The 18,225-nt window shown below is 39.2% G+C and carries 17 protein-coding genes; 7 read left to right on the top strand and 10 right to left on the bottom strand.

Annotated features, from left to right (window positions below):
* Positions 1 to 43: 43 nt before the first annotated feature.
* The 3 genes from QNI15_RS06525 to QNI15_RS06515 form a co-directional block, all read right to left on the bottom strand.
* Positions 44 to 3,643: a SusC/RagA family TonB-linked outer membrane protein gene (locus QNI15_RS06525; protein WP_314031082.1), complete on the bottom strand. Its 3,600-nt coding sequence runs from the start codon at positions 3,641 to 3,643 to the stop codon at positions 44 to 46.
* 128 nt (positions 3,644 to 3,771) lie between these two features.
* Complete coding sequence (locus tag QNI15_RS06520) at positions 3,772 to 4,848, bottom strand: FecR family protein (protein WP_314031081.1); 1,077 nt, start codon at positions 4,846 to 4,848, stop codon at positions 3,772 to 3,774.
* Positions 4,849 to 4,963: 115 nt separating this feature from the next.
* Positions 4,964 to 5,503 (bottom strand): RNA polymerase sigma-70 factor, encoded by a 540-nt coding sequence (locus tag QNI15_RS06515; RefSeq protein ID WP_314031080.1) that lies wholly within the window; start codon positions 5,501 to 5,503, stop codon positions 4,964 to 4,966.
* A gap of 183 nt (positions 5,504 to 5,686) precedes the next feature.
* On the opposite strand from QNI15_RS06515, the gene QNI15_RS06510 reads away from it, so the two are divergent.
* Genes QNI15_RS06510 through QNI15_RS06495 form a run of 4 tightly spaced genes read left to right on the top strand, consistent with a single transcriptional unit; the run spans position 5,687 to position 7,633 of the window.
* Positions 5,687 to 6,544 carry a pirin family protein gene (locus QNI15_RS06510; protein WP_314031079.1) on the top strand — a complete coding sequence of 286 codons (858 nt, stop codon included), beginning with the start codon at positions 5,687 to 5,689 and terminating at the stop codon, positions 6,542 to 6,544.
* Between the two features lie 24 nt (positions 6,545 to 6,568).
* Positions 6,569 to 6,979, top strand: a complete 411-nt coding sequence (locus QNI15_RS06505) for an OsmC family protein (RefSeq protein ID WP_313985924.1) — start codon at positions 6,569 to 6,571, stop codon at positions 6,977 to 6,979.
* 12 nt (positions 6,980 to 6,991) lie between these two features.
* Positions 6,992 to 7,294, top strand: a complete 303-nt coding sequence (locus QNI15_RS06500) for a GNAT family N-acetyltransferase (RefSeq protein ID WP_314031078.1) — start codon at positions 6,992 to 6,994, stop codon at positions 7,292 to 7,294.
* Positions 7,295 to 7,333: 39 nt separating this feature from the next.
* On the top strand, positions 7,334 to 7,633 hold the full coding sequence (locus QNI15_RS06495; RefSeq protein ID WP_314031077.1) for a GNAT family N-acetyltransferase: 300 nt from the start codon (positions 7,334 to 7,336) through the stop codon (positions 7,631 to 7,633).
* A 42-nt stretch (positions 7,634 to 7,675) separates the two neighbouring features.
* Here the strand turns inward: QNI15_RS06495 and QNI15_RS06490 are convergent, their stop codons facing one another.
* The gene (locus QNI15_RS06490) at positions 7,676 to 7,933 is read right to left on the bottom strand and encodes a hypothetical protein (protein ID WP_314004948.1); all 258 of its coding nucleotides are present in this window, start codon (positions 7,931 to 7,933) and stop codon (positions 7,676 to 7,678) included.
* A gap of 229 nt (positions 7,934 to 8,162) precedes the next feature.
* Between QNI15_RS06490 and QNI15_RS06485 the strand changes: the two genes are divergently transcribed.
* A complete protein-coding gene (locus tag QNI15_RS06485; RefSeq protein ID WP_314004950.1) occupies positions 8,163 to 9,686 on the top strand; it encodes a GH3 auxin-responsive promoter family protein in 1,524 nt (507 codons plus the stop codon).
* Positions 9,687 to 9,952: 266 nt separating this feature from the next.
* Here QNI15_RS06485 and QNI15_RS06480 read toward each other — a convergent pair whose 3' ends face one another.
* The gene (locus QNI15_RS06480; protein WP_314004951.1) at positions 9,953 to 11,008 is read right to left on the bottom strand and encodes a fatty acid desaturase family protein; all 1,056 of its coding nucleotides are present in this window, start codon (positions 11,006 to 11,008) and stop codon (positions 9,953 to 9,955) included.
* 235 nt (positions 11,009 to 11,243) lie between these two features.
* On the bottom strand, positions 11,244 to 12,839 hold the full coding sequence (locus tag QNI15_RS06475) for an FMN-binding glutamate synthase family protein (protein WP_314004953.1): 1,596 nt from the start codon (positions 12,837 to 12,839) through the stop codon (positions 11,244 to 11,246).
* A 533-nt stretch (positions 12,840 to 13,372) separates the two neighbouring features.
* Here QNI15_RS06475 and QNI15_RS06470 point away from each other — a divergent pair.
* Both QNI15_RS06470 and QNI15_RS06465 read left to right on the top strand, forming a co-directional pair.
* Complete coding sequence (locus tag QNI15_RS06470) at positions 13,373 to 14,053, top strand: hypothetical protein (RefSeq protein WP_313985905.1); 681 nt, start codon at positions 13,373 to 13,375, stop codon at positions 14,051 to 14,053.
* A gap of 46 nt (positions 14,054 to 14,099) precedes the next feature.
* Entirely contained in the window at positions 14,100 to 14,627 is a 528-nt protein-coding gene (locus tag QNI15_RS06465) for a DUF2911 domain-containing protein (protein ID WP_314031076.1), read from the top strand.
* Positions 14,628 to 14,660: 33 nt separating this feature from the next.
* Here QNI15_RS06465 and QNI15_RS06460 read toward each other — a convergent pair whose 3' ends face one another.
* The 4 genes from QNI15_RS06460 to QNI15_RS06445 form a co-directional block, all read right to left on the bottom strand.
* Positions 14,661 to 15,599, bottom strand: a complete 939-nt coding sequence (locus QNI15_RS06460) for a DNA/RNA non-specific endonuclease (protein WP_314031075.1) — start codon at positions 15,597 to 15,599, stop codon at positions 14,661 to 14,663.
* A gap of 134 nt (positions 15,600 to 15,733) precedes the next feature.
* The gene (locus QNI15_RS06455) at positions 15,734 to 16,183 is read right to left on the bottom strand and encodes a MarR family winged helix-turn-helix transcriptional regulator (protein ID WP_314004960.1); all 450 of its coding nucleotides are present in this window, start codon (positions 16,181 to 16,183) and stop codon (positions 15,734 to 15,736) included.
* A gap of 131 nt (positions 16,184 to 16,314) precedes the next feature.
* Positions 16,315 to 17,439, bottom strand: a complete 1,125-nt coding sequence (locus QNI15_RS06450; RefSeq protein WP_314031074.1) for a hypothetical protein — start codon at positions 17,437 to 17,439, stop codon at positions 16,315 to 16,317.
* Between the two features lie 172 nt (positions 17,440 to 17,611).
* On the bottom strand, positions 17,612 to 18,166 hold the full coding sequence (locus QNI15_RS06445) for a hypothetical protein (RefSeq protein ID WP_314031073.1): 555 nt from the start codon (positions 18,164 to 18,166) through the stop codon (positions 17,612 to 17,614).
* Positions 18,167 to 18,225 lie beyond the last annotated feature (59 nt).

The following is an 18,225-nucleotide window of genomic DNA, read 5'->3' as shown; positions in this document are numbered from 1 at the left end:
AGGATCTATTGAAAATCTATTCTATAGGACATCAATCAGATCATCAGAATTTTAGTGTAAGATTCATTCCGTAAGTTCTTGTAGAAGGCATCTGCCCCATTTCAATTCCAGGCAGTATGGTTGCTCCATTCAAAGCAGCTGTTTCCGGATCGAACATTGGGAAGTTGGTGATCATCAGCAGATCACGTCCATAGAATGCAATGCTGGCCTGTTCAAAGATCCTGGAACGTTGTAACAATACTTTAGGCAAACTATATTCAAGTCTTGCCTCACGTAACTTGATATAAGAAGCATCAAAAGAATTGGATTCCACATTTGCCCGGCGATAATAATCTGCATAGTAATCTCCCACTGTAACCTTTTTGGTATTGGCCGTATACGTACCATCTCCATTATCTACTACACCCTCTCCGATAATGTATCCGTCTTCACGACCTCTCAGTGTGTGTTTCAGCTTACCTTGTTCGGTCATTTTATGATGTGTCTGAGAATATACAATACCTCCATATTGTCCATCTACCAGCACACTAAACCGGAAGTTTTTGAAGGTAAACGTATTCTGGATACCACCCTTCCAGTCTGCGTAGGCATTACCTATATACTGTATTTCAGTAGGACGGGCGGGAAGGCCATCTTTTGTATAAATTATTTGTCCATCAGGCGATCTCATAAATCCAAATCCATAAATATCGCCGGTAGTACCCCCTTTACGTGCAATAATGGTAGCATTCCCACCTGTTCCGATCACCTGTTGATCTGTCATCCCTTCTGCCAGTTCCAATACCTTGTTTCTGTTTATGGCCCAAGTCAGTGTAATATCCCATTTCAGTTGTGTATGATCCAACGGTCTGCCACTCAATACAAGTTCTACACCCTGATTACGCACTTTACCTGCATTCAACACGGCTTTGGTATAACCCGTAGTAGGATCAAGCGGAACATCCAGAATCTGGTTTTTTGTGCTGTTTTGATACAAGGTAAAGTCCAGTCCCAAACGACGGTTAAACATAAAGTACTCTAATCCTACCTCATAACTGGTGGTAATCTCCGGTTTGAAATCTACGTTAAAGAGCGTTGTAGACAATGATCCTGAACCCGGAAAATCACTCTGTCCATAGTATTTACGGGTCTTATAAGGGTCAGTATCATTACCCACCTGAGCAGCTGACAAACGTAGCTTGGCAAACGAAACCGCTGCTGGCAGATGTAACAAATCGCTTAGAATAAAGCTGGTACTAACGGATGGATAGAAGAAGGAATTGTTTTGTGAAGGCAATGTAGACGACCAGTCATTTCGTCCAGTTACATCCACAAAAATTTTCTCATCATATGAAAACGATGCCAATCCATACAGACTATTAACCCTACGAACAGAATTATTGGTGGTCATCAATGGCTGGTTCACCCCATTGGAAAGTTTGTATACACCAGGAATCACCAAGCCATCTACAGATCCATTCACATTGCGATACCTCTGATTCCGGATATTACCACCTACAGAAGCAGTCAGTGCTATACGATTACCCAACTTCTCTTTATAGGTAATAAGCGCATCGGTATTTACTTCAGAACTTAAGATAGTTTGTTGCTTGAAATATCCTCTCTGGAAGTTAGCGGTACTATAAGGTCTGCGCTGTTCTCTGTCCTCATCACTTAGATCTATAGCGGATCGCACCAGTAGTTCCAATTTATCGGACAATGTATACGTGGCTGACATATTGCCAACTACTGTATTATTATTCAGTGAGTTGGTCATTTCATAGGCAATCAGGTATGGGTTATCGATATACGAACTAAAAGGATGTATCTGGTCTACCTGTTCTTTTCCTGTCTTCCAGCGTGGCTTATACCAGTTCAGATCCACATTCGGGTTCTGGAAGATCATAAAATAGGCAATTGCCTGGTTGTTATATCCAGTTGCAGGCAAATTGTCGCTGGACTTATGGGTATAGTTTACTTTTGAAGCAATCTTTAACCTCTCGGAAATTTTATAATTGACACTAAGTGCAGCCGTAATACGCTCAAAACCTGTGTTAGGCATGATCCATTCATTTTTGGAATGAGTTACAGATGCACGCACAGAACCTTTGTCATTCGCTCCTTCCAGAGCCACATTGTTGGTTAATGTATAACCTGTTCTCCAGAAGTCTTTGATATTATTTTTATAGGGTCTCCAAGGTTGCCGCTCAGCTGATTGACCTTCTAATATAGGATCATACTGAAAATAGCTCTGTCCATTAAAAGCAGGTCCGAAAGCACTACTGGTTCCACTTGTACTAGCGCCATCAGCAGAAGCCCCATACGAATAATACAAATCTGATGCAGGACTCATTGTCTTGCCAGTACCTTGTCCATATTCATATTGGTATTCAGGCCATTTTAAAACACTATTAAAGCTAAGGTTAGAGTTAACTGTAATCCCTACTCCTTTCTCTTTACGGGAACCTGATTTAGTAGTAATAATCAATGCCCCATTAGCAGCACGTGAACCGTATAAGGCTGTTGCACTGGCACCTTTCAGTACAGTGATACTTTCAATATCATCCGGGTTAATATCAGCAATGCCATTCCCAAAGTCAATAGGCACATCATTACCAGAACCAGCGCCATATGCATCTGTCACACCGGATGTGGTCATTCCACTACTCATCGGCACCCCATCCAATACAATCAGCGCATTGTTTTTGCTAGGGTCCATCGAATTGTCACCTCTGAGTTTTACCCGTACTGAGTTAACAGGACCAGAACCTGGAGATACCAATGTCAAACCAGCTACCTTTCCAGACAGCGCATTGACGAAGTTATTCGAACGGGCATCATTTATCGCTTCACTGTTCAATGTTTGGGTAGCATACCCTAATGCTTTCTCTTCCCGTTTAATCCCCAAAGCAGTTACAACTACTTCATTCAGGCTATTGTTATTCGCTACCAGACGAACGTTGATTGTATTCTGAGATCCTACTGCAACTTCTGTAGACTGGTATCCTATATAGGAGAATAGAAGTGCCGAAGCATTTTCTGGTACAGTAATCGAATATTCGCCTTTTACATCTGTCAGTGTTCCACTTACAGTCCCTTTCACTACGACACTAGCCCCTGGTAATGGTTGTCCTTCTTCATCTGTTACTTGTCCACGTATTACACGGGAATCTTTTTCACTCTTCTGGGTTTTGTGTTCCTGCGGCGAAATGACAATGGATTGTCCTACCACCTGATACGTCAGGTTCGTATTTTGAAGGATTCGGATTAGTATTTTAGCAAGCGATTGATTTTGTTCCTGAATACTTACCAGTCCAGTCCGTTCCAGTGTCTGATCATTGTAGATAAATGTATAGGAGGTCTTTTTCTCAATCTCACTTAAAGCCTGCTTAAGTGAAACCTGTTGCAGAGTAATAGTTATCAACCCGGTAGGCTCCTGATTTTTTTGTGACGTACTATTTTTTGCAAAGCCCTGTGTGTTCAATTTCTGAGATACATGAGTTGCAGCAATTTGATGGATCTGTGTCTGTAATGTCATTCCCTTGCCTGTGATGGCAATATGACTGCTGAAAATACCCAGAAGTACGGCTATCCCCATGTTTCTACCTCTGGGCATAGAGATACCGAAACACATCCCGATTGCGGGAAGATAATTTTTTTTCATACTTTTGATCGTTTTTAATGGCTGTGAAGGGTTATTAAAAATAAGTTGTTGGTTTTATCAGGCACCATACCTGATTAGCCAGCCGCGTTTCTTTTGAAACCGGATCTGTTCCAGCAGATCCGGTCTCTTTATTGACACGCGTTTCCTCTAAGCGTTATTGTTTTTCCATTCTGCTGATAACTGAGGTTTGTGGTGATAGATAATAGTTCCAATGTTTGCTCTAATGTTAGCTGGTTGAAGGTGGCTGTAAAATGACAGGAATACAAAGCCGGATTGTCAATCACAATGGATACATCATACCATCTCTCCAGTTGAGCAGCAATCTCGGCAATAGGTGTATCTTTGAATATCAGACGTTTATTTTGCCAGCTACGTACAGTTGACAGATCTACTTTACGAGTCTCAACAGAATGAGATGTCTTATCATAAATCAGTTCATCACCCGGAAGCAATTGTCCCAACTCTGCTTGCAAGCTATCTACAACCCGCACCTTTCCGGTAGCCACAGTTACATGGGTAGATTCGTATTTGCTTCCATTTAAGTTACGATAGGCCTGCACATTAAAGGAGGTACCCAGCACCTGTGTAGTTAAAGTTGGCGTTTTGACACGAAAGGGTCTTTTTTTATCAGGCGTCACCTCAAAAAAAGCCTCTCCTTCCAGGTAGATGGTTCTCTCCTGGGTAAAGGAGTCTGGATTGTACTTTATGCGACTTTCGACATTCAGATAAACCATACTTCCATCAGGCAACGTAACTTTTTCCTGCTGTTTCCGGCCTGTTTCTTTCGTCACCCAGACAATGTTACTCTGTTCGGAAATCTGTATTCCTATTTTCCATATATAGAGTCCGCCAAAAAGAAGTCCTGCCACCACAGCAGCCGAAGCTAGTAGCTTTTTGTATGAGAGCTTCCTTCCGATAGATAATATTACTCCGTCAGTAGCATCTTTAGTCACAGAATCAGCCTCAATCCTGACAGACTCTTCCCAGTCTGTTATTTTGTCTGACAAACGTTTATAGCCTTTATCAGAAACGTCATAGGTTGTTTCCTCTAGTCTTATGGTTTCAAAATAGTCTTTAAGAGCTTCAAACAAAGCCTCATTTTCGGGTTCACTGGCAAGCCACTGGCGAATTTCAACTTCTTCTTTCGGAGAGCTCTTACCATGCCAATACCGGAGCAGTCTTTCAAAATTTTCTTCTTTCCACATAATTGTTTATTCACACCTATGAGAGAAAAAGAAGGTCATTCCCCTGAAAAAACAGGTTAAGAAATCGTTAAGAAAATGTTATCTGCAATCAGGATAAATACAGATCTGAGAACAGTTATTTGCTCTTTTGATAGGTCTTCCGGAGAAAATCAATGGATTTAGACAATCGGTATTCGATTGTTTTTTCGGATAGCTCCATAGCTTGTGCAATTTCAGCATATTTCAGCCCGGAAAGTTTTAAACGAAGGATTAGCCGATCAGGCTCAGGCAATTGATTGATCAGTGAATCAATGTGAAAGTCCAGTTCATGGAACAATAGGGCTTCCAGCGGATTATAATACTCGGCTTGTGTATTTTCAAATTCATCAGCTAACGGCTGATATATATTCTCTTTCCGGACATAAAGCAGCGCCTGGTTTCGAACCATACTATACAGGTAAGCCCTCAACGTTGTTTGAATAGTCAAGGACTCTCGTTTCTGCCACACTAGCAAAAACACATCCGAAACCACCTCTTCTGCCAAATCAGGACTCTTTACAATCTGGCAGGCAAAGTCACACAGTCGATGGTAGCAATGCCCATACAACTTATCAAGCGCAAGGCGATCTCCCTGGCGCATTCTATCAAACAACTCATTGAGGTAAGTCGATTCCATGCAATAAAAAAGCAAAACTAAAGCATCCTTTACCATCCTTCTCCAAGAGTTGTGTTATGAAATCATTAAATTGACACCAGAAGCCTGGTAGACACAGATAGTTTGGATTGTATGTATTACACACCTATATTCAAAACCCAAACAGAACCAATTGACTAATTCTATTTTTAACCACACACCATAATGAAAAAAATAGCCCACATACTTTTGGGAAGAGAGAAGCTGATTACTCCTACAGAAAAAGTATTACAACCACTACCACACAAAGATTTCCGGTTTGCCAGCCCCTTTATCCTTTTACATCATGGAGGGCCTGACACCATTCCACCAGGCTCTGAGAATCGCATTCATCCTCATCCACACAGAGGTTTTGCACCAGTTAGCTATATTTTGCAAGGACAGTTTCATCATAAAGACAGTACAGGTAATGACCAGATACTGAATGCAGGCGATGTGCAGTGGATGTTTGCCGGCAAAGGCATTCTGCATAGTGAGGGTCCATCAGAATACATCCATCACAATGGAGGTACTAATGAAATGATACAGTTATGGATCAATGTTCCGGCTTCACATAAATGGGATGAGTCTCGTTATCAATATGCGGCTAAAGAAGCAATGCCTGCCATCTTTGAAGAAGAAGGCGTCGATATCAGGCTGGTTAGTGGTACACTGGATAATCAGACAGGTCCTATCACCATTTCTTACACGCCTATTACTTCCGCCATGGGCACAATACGGGCAGGCAAAACAATCCGGATTCCTGTGGTAAATGGCTACTGGACTTTGGTATATATCATGGATGGTAGTATACTGATCGATGGTACAACCACTATAGAGAAACATAACCTTATTATTTTTGAAAAAGAAGGAGATGCCTTTTCTTTGACTACCCATACAGATGCTACCATTCTCTTTCTGTCAGGTGAACCTATCGACGAACCTGTTGCAGCCAAAGATAACTTTGTCATGACGACAATGGCAGAGGTAGATCAGGCCATAGAAGATTATAAGAACGGATTATTTGGTACACTGGATTATTGAGTTTCATTTATTTACCCACTGCTGATGAATATTGTCAAAGCACAGATCAGAAAAGATCATTTCTCAACCACCATTCAGTCTGGCAGCAACAACCAGATCATGGCCGACGAGCCACTGGATGTGGGTGGTATGAACACAGGGTTTTCTCCAGGTGAGTTGTTATGTGCCTCTCTGGCTGCCTGTATAACCATTACCCTCCGCATGTATGCAGATCGTAAACAATGGCCACTGGAACATGCGGATGTGCAGGTAACGCTGTTACGTGACACTCAGTTAAATACCTCCTCTATGCAAAGTAGTATCCGTCTGACAGGTAACCTGACAGACGAACAAAAGCAGCGGTTGCTGGAGATAGGAGATCGTTGTTCTATTCACAAAATACTAACACATCCTATTCATATTCATACTGTACTGGAAGAAGATAACAGTATTTAACCCAGTCTCACTATGTCTGACACAGCCTATTCTATTCGAAATAATGAAACAAACATGCAGTTTGAGATAGAAGCAGATGGCGAGATAGCCTCTATGTCGTATCGTTTCTATAAGGATAGCATTGCCTTTATGCATACAACAGTCCCTAAGGCATTGGAAGGAAAAGGTATTGCCAGTGCATTGGTCAAAGGCGCATTTGCGTATGCCCAGAAGCATCATAAGCCTGTGATGGTCTATTGTCCATTTGTAGCAGAGTTTATCAAGAAGCATCCGGAGTATCAGCAACAGCTCGATCCGGGTTATCATAAACAATAACAACCTTTTAATCGTAACACACCACAAAATCTATACACTATGGCAGAAATAAAGTTAGAACTAAACGAGCGCAAACACGGATCATTTAACTTATATGATGAGGGTAAAAAAATCGGAGAAATGGTCATTAGCATTTCCGGAACAAATCTTACGGTTTATCATACAGAAGTAGATCCGGAAGAATCAGGCAAGGGGTATGCCAAGCAACTTCTTGATACCATGGTAGCCTACGTTCGTGATAATAACCTGCAAGTGATTCCTTTGTGTCCATATGTGCATGCACAATTCAAAAGACATCCGGAAGAGTATGCTGACATATGGAATAAACAAACAGCTTAAATAATAAATATCTATCGTTTATAGAAGCTGTTTAAACAAATTTTAAAGAAGCTCAACGAGCAGATTTTGGAGCGAGACGAGAGAGTTGCCTATAAACCAATCGCAACATAGCCAGCGTCGTCCCTCAACATGGATGAAATCGCGGCCTAAAATCGGCCTTTGCAGCTTCCCCAAGTTGGTGTTATCACCAACTTGCATGAGGGTAAAGTGGTCGTTGGTGATAACACCAACGACGGGGCAGAAAGGCGCATCACAAAATATGCATTTGCAGCCTTTACTAATTTGTTTAAACAGTTTCATAGTTATTAGAATGGATTTCAAAGCTAGTTTATGCATTTGAAATCCATTTTTTTTGTAAAAATGTTGCTTTTACTTCATTTTCTTACGCAACTCATCCTATATAGGTCAGTTTGGGAAATAGAATATTTTTTTAGTACTTTGGTAAGTTTCTTTATTTCTATTCAGGAAGTAACAGACACTGAACAACACTAGTATTCGCCTCTTTAAAGCAAGTAAATCATTACAACCCATGGAACTATTCAATAGCATTCTTACCTGGATCATGAAAAAGCGCATCAGTCAGATAGAGCTTTTCATGATGTATCCCCATGATACCCAGCAGGAACAGTTTGTCAATTTGATAAATCAGGCACGAGATACGGAGTGGGGTCAGAAATATGATTATGATTCTATTCATTCAATCGAAGATTTTCAGCAACGTGTACCAGTATCCTCCTATGAGGACTTGTATCCGTATATTGAACGGTTGATGCGTGGGGAGCAAAATCTTTTATGGCCTTCTGAAATTACATGGTTTGCCAAGTCTTCAGGAACCACCAATGCACGCAGTAAGTTTATTCCGGTTTCTCAGGAAGCACTGGAAGCCTGCCACTTTAAAGGTGGTAAAGATATGATGACCATCTTTGTCAATAACAAACCTGACACCAAAGTATTTATGGGAAAAGGATTGTCTATTGGAGGTAGTTATCAAACCAACGAACGTAATCCTGAATCATTCTATGGAGATGTGTCAGCTGTTATCATGAAAAACCTGCCTATCTGGGCTCAGTTTATTCGTACCCCAGGACTTGATATTGCTCTGATGAATGAATGGGAAGAAAAAATTGAACGGATGGCTCAGGTGACTATGGATGAGAATGTGACCAGTATTTTGGGAGTTCCCACCTGGACTATTGTGCTGATCCGTCGTATATTGGAGTTAAAAGGTAAAAAGAACATTCTGGAGGTATGGCCCAATCTGGAACTGTTTGCGCATGGAGCAGTGGCCTTTGATCCTTATAGAGATCTATTCAATAAAGAGTTGGTGCCTTCCCCATCTATGAGCTATCTGGAACTGTATAATGCTTCTGAGGGCTTTTTTGGTATTCAGGATCGGCTAGGCACGAATGATATGCTGCTTATGCTGGATTATGGGGTATTCTATGAGTTTATTCCACTGGAAGAAATCGAGAATCCGTATCCCAAAGCACTTACTCTAAGCCAGGTAGAGTTAAATAAGAACTATGCAATGGTCATTTCTACCAATGCAGGCCTGTGGCGCTATTTGATTGGAGATACGGTCAAGTTCACCACGGTAAATCCGTATCGCATACGCATCACTGGACGAGTAAAACATTTTATTAATGCCTTTGGGGAAGAAGTCATCATTGAGAATGCAGAAGCTGCCATCACCAAAGCAAGCGAAGCAACGGATGCCCTGATCCGAAACTTTACCGCTGCTCCTGTCTATATGACAGAAACAGGGAAAGGCGGACATGAATGGGCTATAGAGTTCGAAAAAGAGCCTGAAGATCTGGAAAAATTCACAAAGATTTTAGATGACACACTTCGTAGCATCAATTCAGATTATGATGCCAAACGTTATCAGGATATGGCATTACAAATGCCAATTGTACACAGCCTGCCAAGCGGAACATTCTACAACTGGATGAAAAAAAGAGGAAAGTTGGGAGGTCAACACAAAGTACCTAGATTGTCTAATAATCGCGAACATATTGAAGAGGTTCTGGAAATGGTGAATGAAATAGCTTAACATTTAGTCCCAGAACTATTGTCATACTATGGAAGGAGAAGCGGTTAGTAGCTTCTCCTTTCTTGTTTACAATAGTAGAGGTAAAGATGTTGAACTCTTTGGAACGAACAAAATAAACCAGACAGCACCTAGTAGTCCTGCAATGGAAGATCTGTCTAGTACAGCAATTTGAGAAAGGTTGATGTATACAAAACCACTTCTTAATAAAAAATAAAGACTGTATTAATCACTTCATACAGTCTTCAAAAAGCAATGTATCCGATTTCCTATGCACTGACAGGAAGAGGTATTCGTTGTGTTCTTTCCTTTAAGAGTGCTATTACTTCATCATCAGAAGAAAATGCATTATTTACATTTACAAAGTATGTTGCTAGTTTGTCATATCGTTTTCTCATCAGCAATGAGAAAATCCCCAGAAATTCAATATTTTCAAAGACAATAGCTTGATTAGCCGAATATTTATCCAGGTTTTTCAGGAAAAATGTGGGGTGCTCAGTCCAGTGCATAGCAGGGCGAAAATGATGACTCGCATGATAGCCATCATTCCAGCATTTTTTATTGTATTTGGTATTAATACAAGTCACACTATTTTTAAAGGGATTACCCGGATCAGCAGCATCCAGAAATGCATGCTGAGTCCAGTTTCCTATCATTTGAATAATACGGGTTATCAGAAAAGGTATGATAAATACTACAACCACAGCCTGCCAGCGCACAAACCAAAGAGCAATACACAGAATATAAAACACAGCCTCTCCTGTAATAGCCCTACGCATCAGACTCCGGCGCTTTTTCTGTTTGAAATAGTCAACCAGCTCAAATATCCCAAGAAATAAAAAGTTGGCCAGGTATTTCAGAAAACTACGAAGACTATCCCGCTGATAAAACATCGTACTACTTTTATCATCTTCCAGATTGTTTTCAGAATGGTGCATTCCAATATGGTGACTAAAATACGTTTCAGGCGACTGTCCAAAAAAAGGAGCAACTATCCAGGGAAGATAATGATTAAGCCAGTTATATTCTTTCTTAAACAAAGGCCGATGGCTAACACAATGCAGCATTAATCCAAAAGGACCTTTGTACCGGATATGGCAAAAATAGTAATAAACAACTACCAGACTCCACCATACCCACCCTGTGATAAATGGCATAAAAAGCAAAATGCCAACAGGTAATAAGGTTAAACTAATGTTTAAAGTAAGATAAGCAAAAGGAAGATTTCTTTCATCAGCAAGAAGCCGAAGAAAAAAGCGATCCAATGGAGTATAATTGTCTTTAGGTATAAAAATGGGATCGTTTAGGTTTGTCAGTGTGCGCATAAAGTAAAAAAGTTTTGATCGCTAAGTCTGAAAAAATGGCATTAGTCTGATACATATCAAAACTGGCCGCTTACTCTCGTTTACTCAACCAGAGTAAGATTAGCGAAAATAAAAAAGTATTCTATTACTTTCTAACGAATAGAATACTTTTAAACATACATTGAGTTAGAAATAAATGCTACAGCCATCAGAATTCTTCTAGAAAAGAAGAATTTCCTAAATTGTGACAACCTACTTACTGCATGGCAAAACTATCTGTATTGGTGTATCTCATTAGTTCTGCATAATCCTGAGGACAGGTATCTATATCTAAAAGGCTCCCTTTTGGCACATAAGGATAAATTTCGTCATACCGCTTTACCAGATTCATAAATACTCTCCGGCTCAAATGTCTACGGGTAATCTGTGAAGGTTCTTTTAATCCGGCAGCAGCCATTAACTCTACGAAACTTTCTACTGTGAGCTGATGGTAGTTGGCAACCCGTACTTGTTTATTCTCTACCACTAAACCTTTAACTAATTCGGGATCTTGTGTAGCAACTCCTGTAGGACATTTGTTATTATTACATTCCAGAGCCTGAATACAACCCAATGCCATCATCATAGCACGAGCACTATAACAGGCATCTGCACCCAAAGCCATGGCTCTTACCATATCAAATCCACTAATTACTTTACCTGCAGCCAGAATCGTAATATGCTTCTTCAGATCAAATCCCACTAAGGTATCATATACAAACGCCAAAGCCTCTTTGAACGGCATTCCCACATAGTTTGAAAATTCCAGTGGTGCAGCCCCCGTTCCACCCTCTCCACCATCCACTGTAATAAAATCTGGTGTGATACCTGTTTCGATCATGGCCTTGCAAATAGCTACGAATTCATGTTTGTGGCCTATACACAGTTTAAATCCAACAGGTTTGCCATCTGACAATTCCCGCATCTGTTGAATTAACTTCAACAAACCCAGAGGGTTAGTAAATGCACGATGATAGGGAGGTGAATCTACCTGAGTATGTGGCTTTACACCCCGTATAGCTGCAATTTCAGGTGTGTTTTTAGCAGCAGGCAATATACCACCATGACCAGGCTTAGCTCCTTGTGAAAGTTTTAACTCAATCATTTTCACATTTGGATACGCAGCAGAAACTTTAAAGCGCTCAGGAGAGAAATTTCCATCGTCGGCTCGACAACCAAAATAGCCAGTTCCTACCTGGTAAATCAAGTCTCCTCCCATCTCGATATGATATGGACTAATGCCTCCTTCTCCTGTATTGTGTGCAAAGCCACCTATCTTTGCCCCACCATTAAGTGCCATGATAGCAGCTTTACTCAATGAGCCAAAACTCATGGCAGAAACATTAAATATACTCAGTGAATAAGGTTGTTTGCAAGCAGGACCGCCCACAAGCACTCTGGGATCATGGTTCAGTAATTTTTTATCCAATGCAGCAATGGAATGAGCCATCCATTCATATCCTTCATCGTATACATTCAATTGTGTTCCAAAAGGAGTTGTATCCAATTCTTTTTTAGCTCTTTGGTATACAATAGATCTATGAGTACGGCTAAATGGAGTTCCATCGGTATCTGACTCGATAAAGTACTGATACAATTTTGGACGCAGGCTTTCAAAAATGTATCGTCCTCTTCCTAAAATAGGAAAGTTACGCTTGATAGCCTGACGTGTCTGAATCATATCATAGAAACCTATCCCAATGACAGGAAGCAACACAATATAGGTGTAAGCTAATGGATGCCATAACCACCAGGCAACACCTCCAATCAAAACTACAGAGATAATTGAAAAGGCAATAAATTCATTACGCATAGTAAATTCCAGAGATAGTAAATCGCTGCAAAAAAGGGATTTATTTTAAACTTTCATATACAATAAGAAGCTCAAATGGTACTTTTTATTTTTTCCCTTTACTTTATTCTATAGTTCGGCAAGAGATAAATTTATGGTGCCTTACTACCTTAGATCTTCAATATTAGTTATGTTTCCGTTTTTTCTCTACTGTTTGGTATAAACATATCTCATCTTGAAAAGTGACAATGTGACCTGGCTCATAATTTTTCTGTACAAATGGGGATAAATAGAATAGAAAATAAAATAATTTATTAAAACAAAAATGAAGGCAGTCTGGTGAGTCATAAAATCATTAGAATAAACCAGAAACAACTAACTTTGTCTTTATACCATAAAGCAGTAGAGCAAAAGTTATCTCTATATTGAACTATATTTGAATAAAAATGTAAAAAGTTAGTTATATATAAGCATCTTGACTACCTCTAAAACTAGAGTATAGTATTCTTATTGAAGAATTAACCTTCATCAATACAAACCTTTTTTTACAACTTGTGAAATCCAAAAAACAGGAAGTGCCCGAATACAACGGCTTTCTCCGGAAAAATGTAATCCGATTGCCAGAAGAAATAGAACAATGTACAGGAATACGTATTTTCGGAAAGCTTTTGCGATCTTTTGTCTTTTCTACAGATGTTGCAATTATCCGTAATTGCAATGCAGATGCGGTTATTTCTGTCTATCCGTTTACTCCTCAACCCATCATTACACATGCACTCATACTCGCTGCAGACAAACCTATTTTTTGTGGTGTAGGAGGCGGTCTTACAACAGGAGAACGTGCAGTTGAAATAGCTTTGGATGCAGAATTTCAGGGAGCCATGGGAGTTGTACTTAATAAACCTACCCCCAATAGTTTAATCAAAAAGCTAAAAAAAACACTGGAAATACCAATTGTGATTACTGTTGTTTCTGAAGATGAAGATTTTGAAGCCAGACTAAGAGCAGGAGTGGATATTTTTAACGTTTCAGGCGCTGCCAAAACGGTTGATATTGTCAAAAAAATCAGAAGTATCAGCAAAGATATTTCGATCCTTGCAACGAGTGGCAAACAACCCGAAAATATTGTAGAGGTAATCAAGTATGGAGCTAATGCTATATCCTACACTCCACCTACCACTGGTGAACTATTTAAACCTATTATGGAAAGATATCGTCGTGGTGAGGATTACTAATCAATTATCTCTGACAAACTATTCATCGTTTAATCTATAACTCAACATGAAGAAACTTTTTATACTACTTGGAATTATTATACTGGTGCTGGGAGTTGCTTTCTGGGGATTTAAAACCTGGACTAAGTCACATAGTCCACAAACCACAACAACTTTTAAAACAGATGATTTGGAAATTAAGGTAAGCTACTCCCAACCACAAAAGAAAGGAAGAGAGATTTTTGGAGGACTAGTTCCTTATGGGAAGGTATGGAGAACAGGTGCCAATGAAGCGACAACCATAACATTTGAGCCAGATGTTGTTGTGGCAGGAAAACCACTTGCATCGGGTAATTATACTTTATGGACAATTCCTGATCCAAATCAATGGACAATTATCTTTAATAAGGAAACAGGTCAATGGGGAACCAATTATGATGAGAAACAGGATATCTTACGAGTATCTGTGCCTGCAGCTACACTGCCTAGCGCTACAGAAAACTTCACCATCACGATTAAACCACAATCAACTGGAGCAGATATACATCTCATCTGGGATCGGACAGATATAGTAGTACCAATTAAGCCTCAATAAATCTAAAAAGGACAGATAAAGTCTGGTCAGACTTTATCTGTCCTTTTTAGATTTATCAAACCATTGGCTTGCATTAAATGAACCTTCCAGCTTTTTTTCTAATTCGTCAGGCAATTGAGGGAAGAAGTCAAGACCTGTTCGGCGTTCTACCTCATCCACAGACATAGCAAAACTCTGAAGAGGTTTTTTAGTCCCTTCATTCCGAAACATAAAACCGATGGCTTTGACCTCTGGTTCACGAATGTCATATATTACCTTGTAGTAATACTCAGGTATGGCCACTTTATTATAACGCCCGATTGTAGGCAATCCACTTTTCAAAATAGGGCCAGAAGTAATATAAATAACTTTATTATGTCTGGCCCATCCTCTTGCTTTTGATTCAAGCTTCTCCCATATACCGGCATTGAACTCATGCAACTGAGGGCTCATATTACTCATAAAAAATGTCTCATCCATCCATTTTGCCGAAGCACGGAAATCAGCCACAGGGGCTAAGTGCCCTCTATCATATCCAGACCCACGATAATCCTCAGGAACAGCTGACCCAGTAGAAACATCCGGATCAGGTCTGAAATTATCTTCCCGTTTGTTATTGCCCGTTACCATACTACTTGTAAGACGATAGGAAACCCATGCAGGTTGTTCATACTTTTCTGAGTATCCCAATGCATAAGCAGAATGTTTTATAACCTCTACCTTTTGCCCTGTAGGGTACACAAAATCAGCACGTTTCTCAAAGTCAGCTCCGGTGGCAGGCTCAGCAACCTCATTGTCATCTTCTTCCTCTTCCGATGGCGTATTCTTATCTTTAGAGCCTCTTTTTGAGGTAGACTTTTTCTCTTCCTTAGGAAAAGAAACACCTCCGAAAGTACCCTTTCCGAAAAAGTCTTTCCAATTACCAATTAATACAAAAATGCCTACCAGAATGATAGCCCAAAACAATGCATTGGAGGTATTTGATTTTGCCATATATCAAAACTACAGTTCAGGCTGCAAAATAAATAATACAACCATTAAAACCAGAACTGTCTGTTTTGATTTCATACATCCTAAAGTATAGATTTAAAGTCTTACCCAAATTACCTGCCCATCGTATCCAGTATTTAGTCTCTTAACTGATCCAGGAAATCATTAAAAGCTTTAGCCTCATCTTCTGTAATCATATGCATTGATTTTTCTACTTCGCCAATAAGGGGATCCAGCTTTTTCAGTAATTCCAGTCCCTTATCAGTAATCTTAACATTGACAGCACGACGATCTTCTGGACACTCTTCCCGTTCCAGCAGTTTTTTTACTCTTAGCTTTTCAACCAAACGCGAAGCATTGGAACTCTTATCCAACATACGCTCTGTCAATAACGATACTGTAGCCGCCTTGGGGTGTTGCCCTCTTAAAATTCGTAAAATATTATATTGCTGAGGGGATACATCATAAGGCTTTAAAAGCTGTATCTGCCTCAAATCCAACCAATTCGCAGTGAATACTATATTTAGTATGAGTTTCTGAAATTGATTTTGAAAACGAGGTTGTTGAATTTCTTTCTCCAATTCCATAAATTATTAAATTTTCTCATACAAATATATGTATATACATTTAATGTTGCAACACATAGTATAAAAGAAATCAGGAATTACCCTCCATAAGCTGGAAGATAATTCCTGATCTTACATGAACACAATCTAATTTAGAAACGTCTTGTTACATTAACTGAGATGAAATAATCTGCAAAAGCCGCATCACCATGACGTTGTCCGGTAGGATCTTGTAAATCATAATAGCTTTTAATTCTATTACGGGCAAGAGCTACAGGAACAGTACATGTTAATGAATATTTACTGTTCATATAGGCTATACCAGGCTCTCCCGAAACAATATATCCAGGACGACGGAATCCCTTACTTCCACCAATAACATCATGAGCAGGAACTCCTTCTACCCTACCGCCTAACATTAAAGAGAATCCTTCGAGGAAAGAAAAAGCTTGATTAATTCCCATACGTGCAGCATACTGATCTGCCACTGAGTGATAAGCAATAATAGGATCTACTCCAATAAGAGTCCCACGGTTCAGGGTTTTATTTGTTTCACGGAAATTAAACATATAAAAACCATTATAGTAAAGTGTAGTTTTTGATGCTAATTGTGAAAACCCTTGCACTTCAAGATTCAACGCAACTCCTCCATCACCCAACTGAATAGATTGATCAACAGCCTTATTTACTATACTATCCTGTCCTGCTTTTGTTAACTTGTGAAAATCATCTTTAACATTTGAATTACCTGTAGGCAATTTCACTCCTACTCCAAACAGTATATTGTTCTTTGTATGTTTATCAGGATTTAGTACCCAGTAATTTACAGATAATCTCATGTCTCCAATCCCATTTGATTTGGTATGAAACCGAGCCTGTGAAGGATTGTCTGTTACACTATTACCATAATGCTCATACAAGGAAGATCTATCGTTTATAATAACAGGTAGATTTACGGCAAAAGATAATCGGTTTGTAAATTGATAATTCAAGCCAATATCAAAAGAATGGGAATCATTTATTACTTCAGTACCATTAGCAATCCGCTCTTTTTGCTCTTCAGTGCCCTTGAAGTGTCTGAAAGAATGCAAATATCTATATCCCATAGAAACCTGCCACTTACTGTATTGACTTTGCTTAAATAAATCTGAGGATGACATAGCTGGCGCAGAACAACTCATATGTCTGACAGCTACACATCCTTGTCCAAAAACATTCAGATTGGTTAGTATAAAAAATATATAGGATACACCAATAGTGAGTAGAATACGGTTCATAAATATAAAGTGGTAAGATGTAATTGAAAAATTTGTAAGTATATAGGACACTTCTACTGATATTGTATAGTATATCAGTGTTTTATCAGGTAAGACAAAGACATTCCTTTACCTTTTCTATGTAATAAAAGGCGTTACAGCAATCAGAGAAACAATAAGGAATTGCCTTAAATCAAATAGAGTGATAACGAGGTGGGGGTGTTTGTATTTTGACTGCTACAGACGAAACGAACAAATTAATGAAGGATGAAAAATTCAGCATCTGCCTTACAGACAGATATTTAAAAGAAGTTATTTCAGCTAACAGGTAATAACTTTTCTCAAACACTTTAGTCAACTCATGAGAATGCTTTTTTGCACTCTGTTTTGAGTCAATTACATATTTCATCAAATAATCAGACAGCTCTTTTTTGACTTGCTCCTGTTGTTTATTATTCACGCAATACAAAAACAATGTATCATTTTTAATACGCTGCATTGCTTTTTCATATACCTTCCCTTTATATACAAACTCTCCTTCCACATGTTCAAAATCACGATCAATCTGATGATATACTGTAATAGGAACAGGAACTATTAACCAATCTTTTTCAGGTTGATGATTGGTAAGAAGAATAGTTCTTAACTCTGAACGTATTTTCTGCTGACGAAAGTGTAAAAATAAATGATACCCTACTGTATAATACAGAAGTAGACATAATAAAAATATGGATACTACTTTTTTCAACGATAGAAGTGGTTGGGCTTTCCACCAAATATATAAAAATTTTATTTTTTCAAGAATAA

This window comes from Xanthocytophaga flava, from assembly GCF_030068545.1.
GTDB classification, from domain to species: Bacteria; Bacteroidota; Bacteroidia; order Cytophagales; family 172606-1; genus Xanthocytophaga; species Xanthocytophaga flava.
Note: the sequence above shows the minus strand (reverse complement) of the source record. Positions and strands in the feature narration are given on the sequence as shown.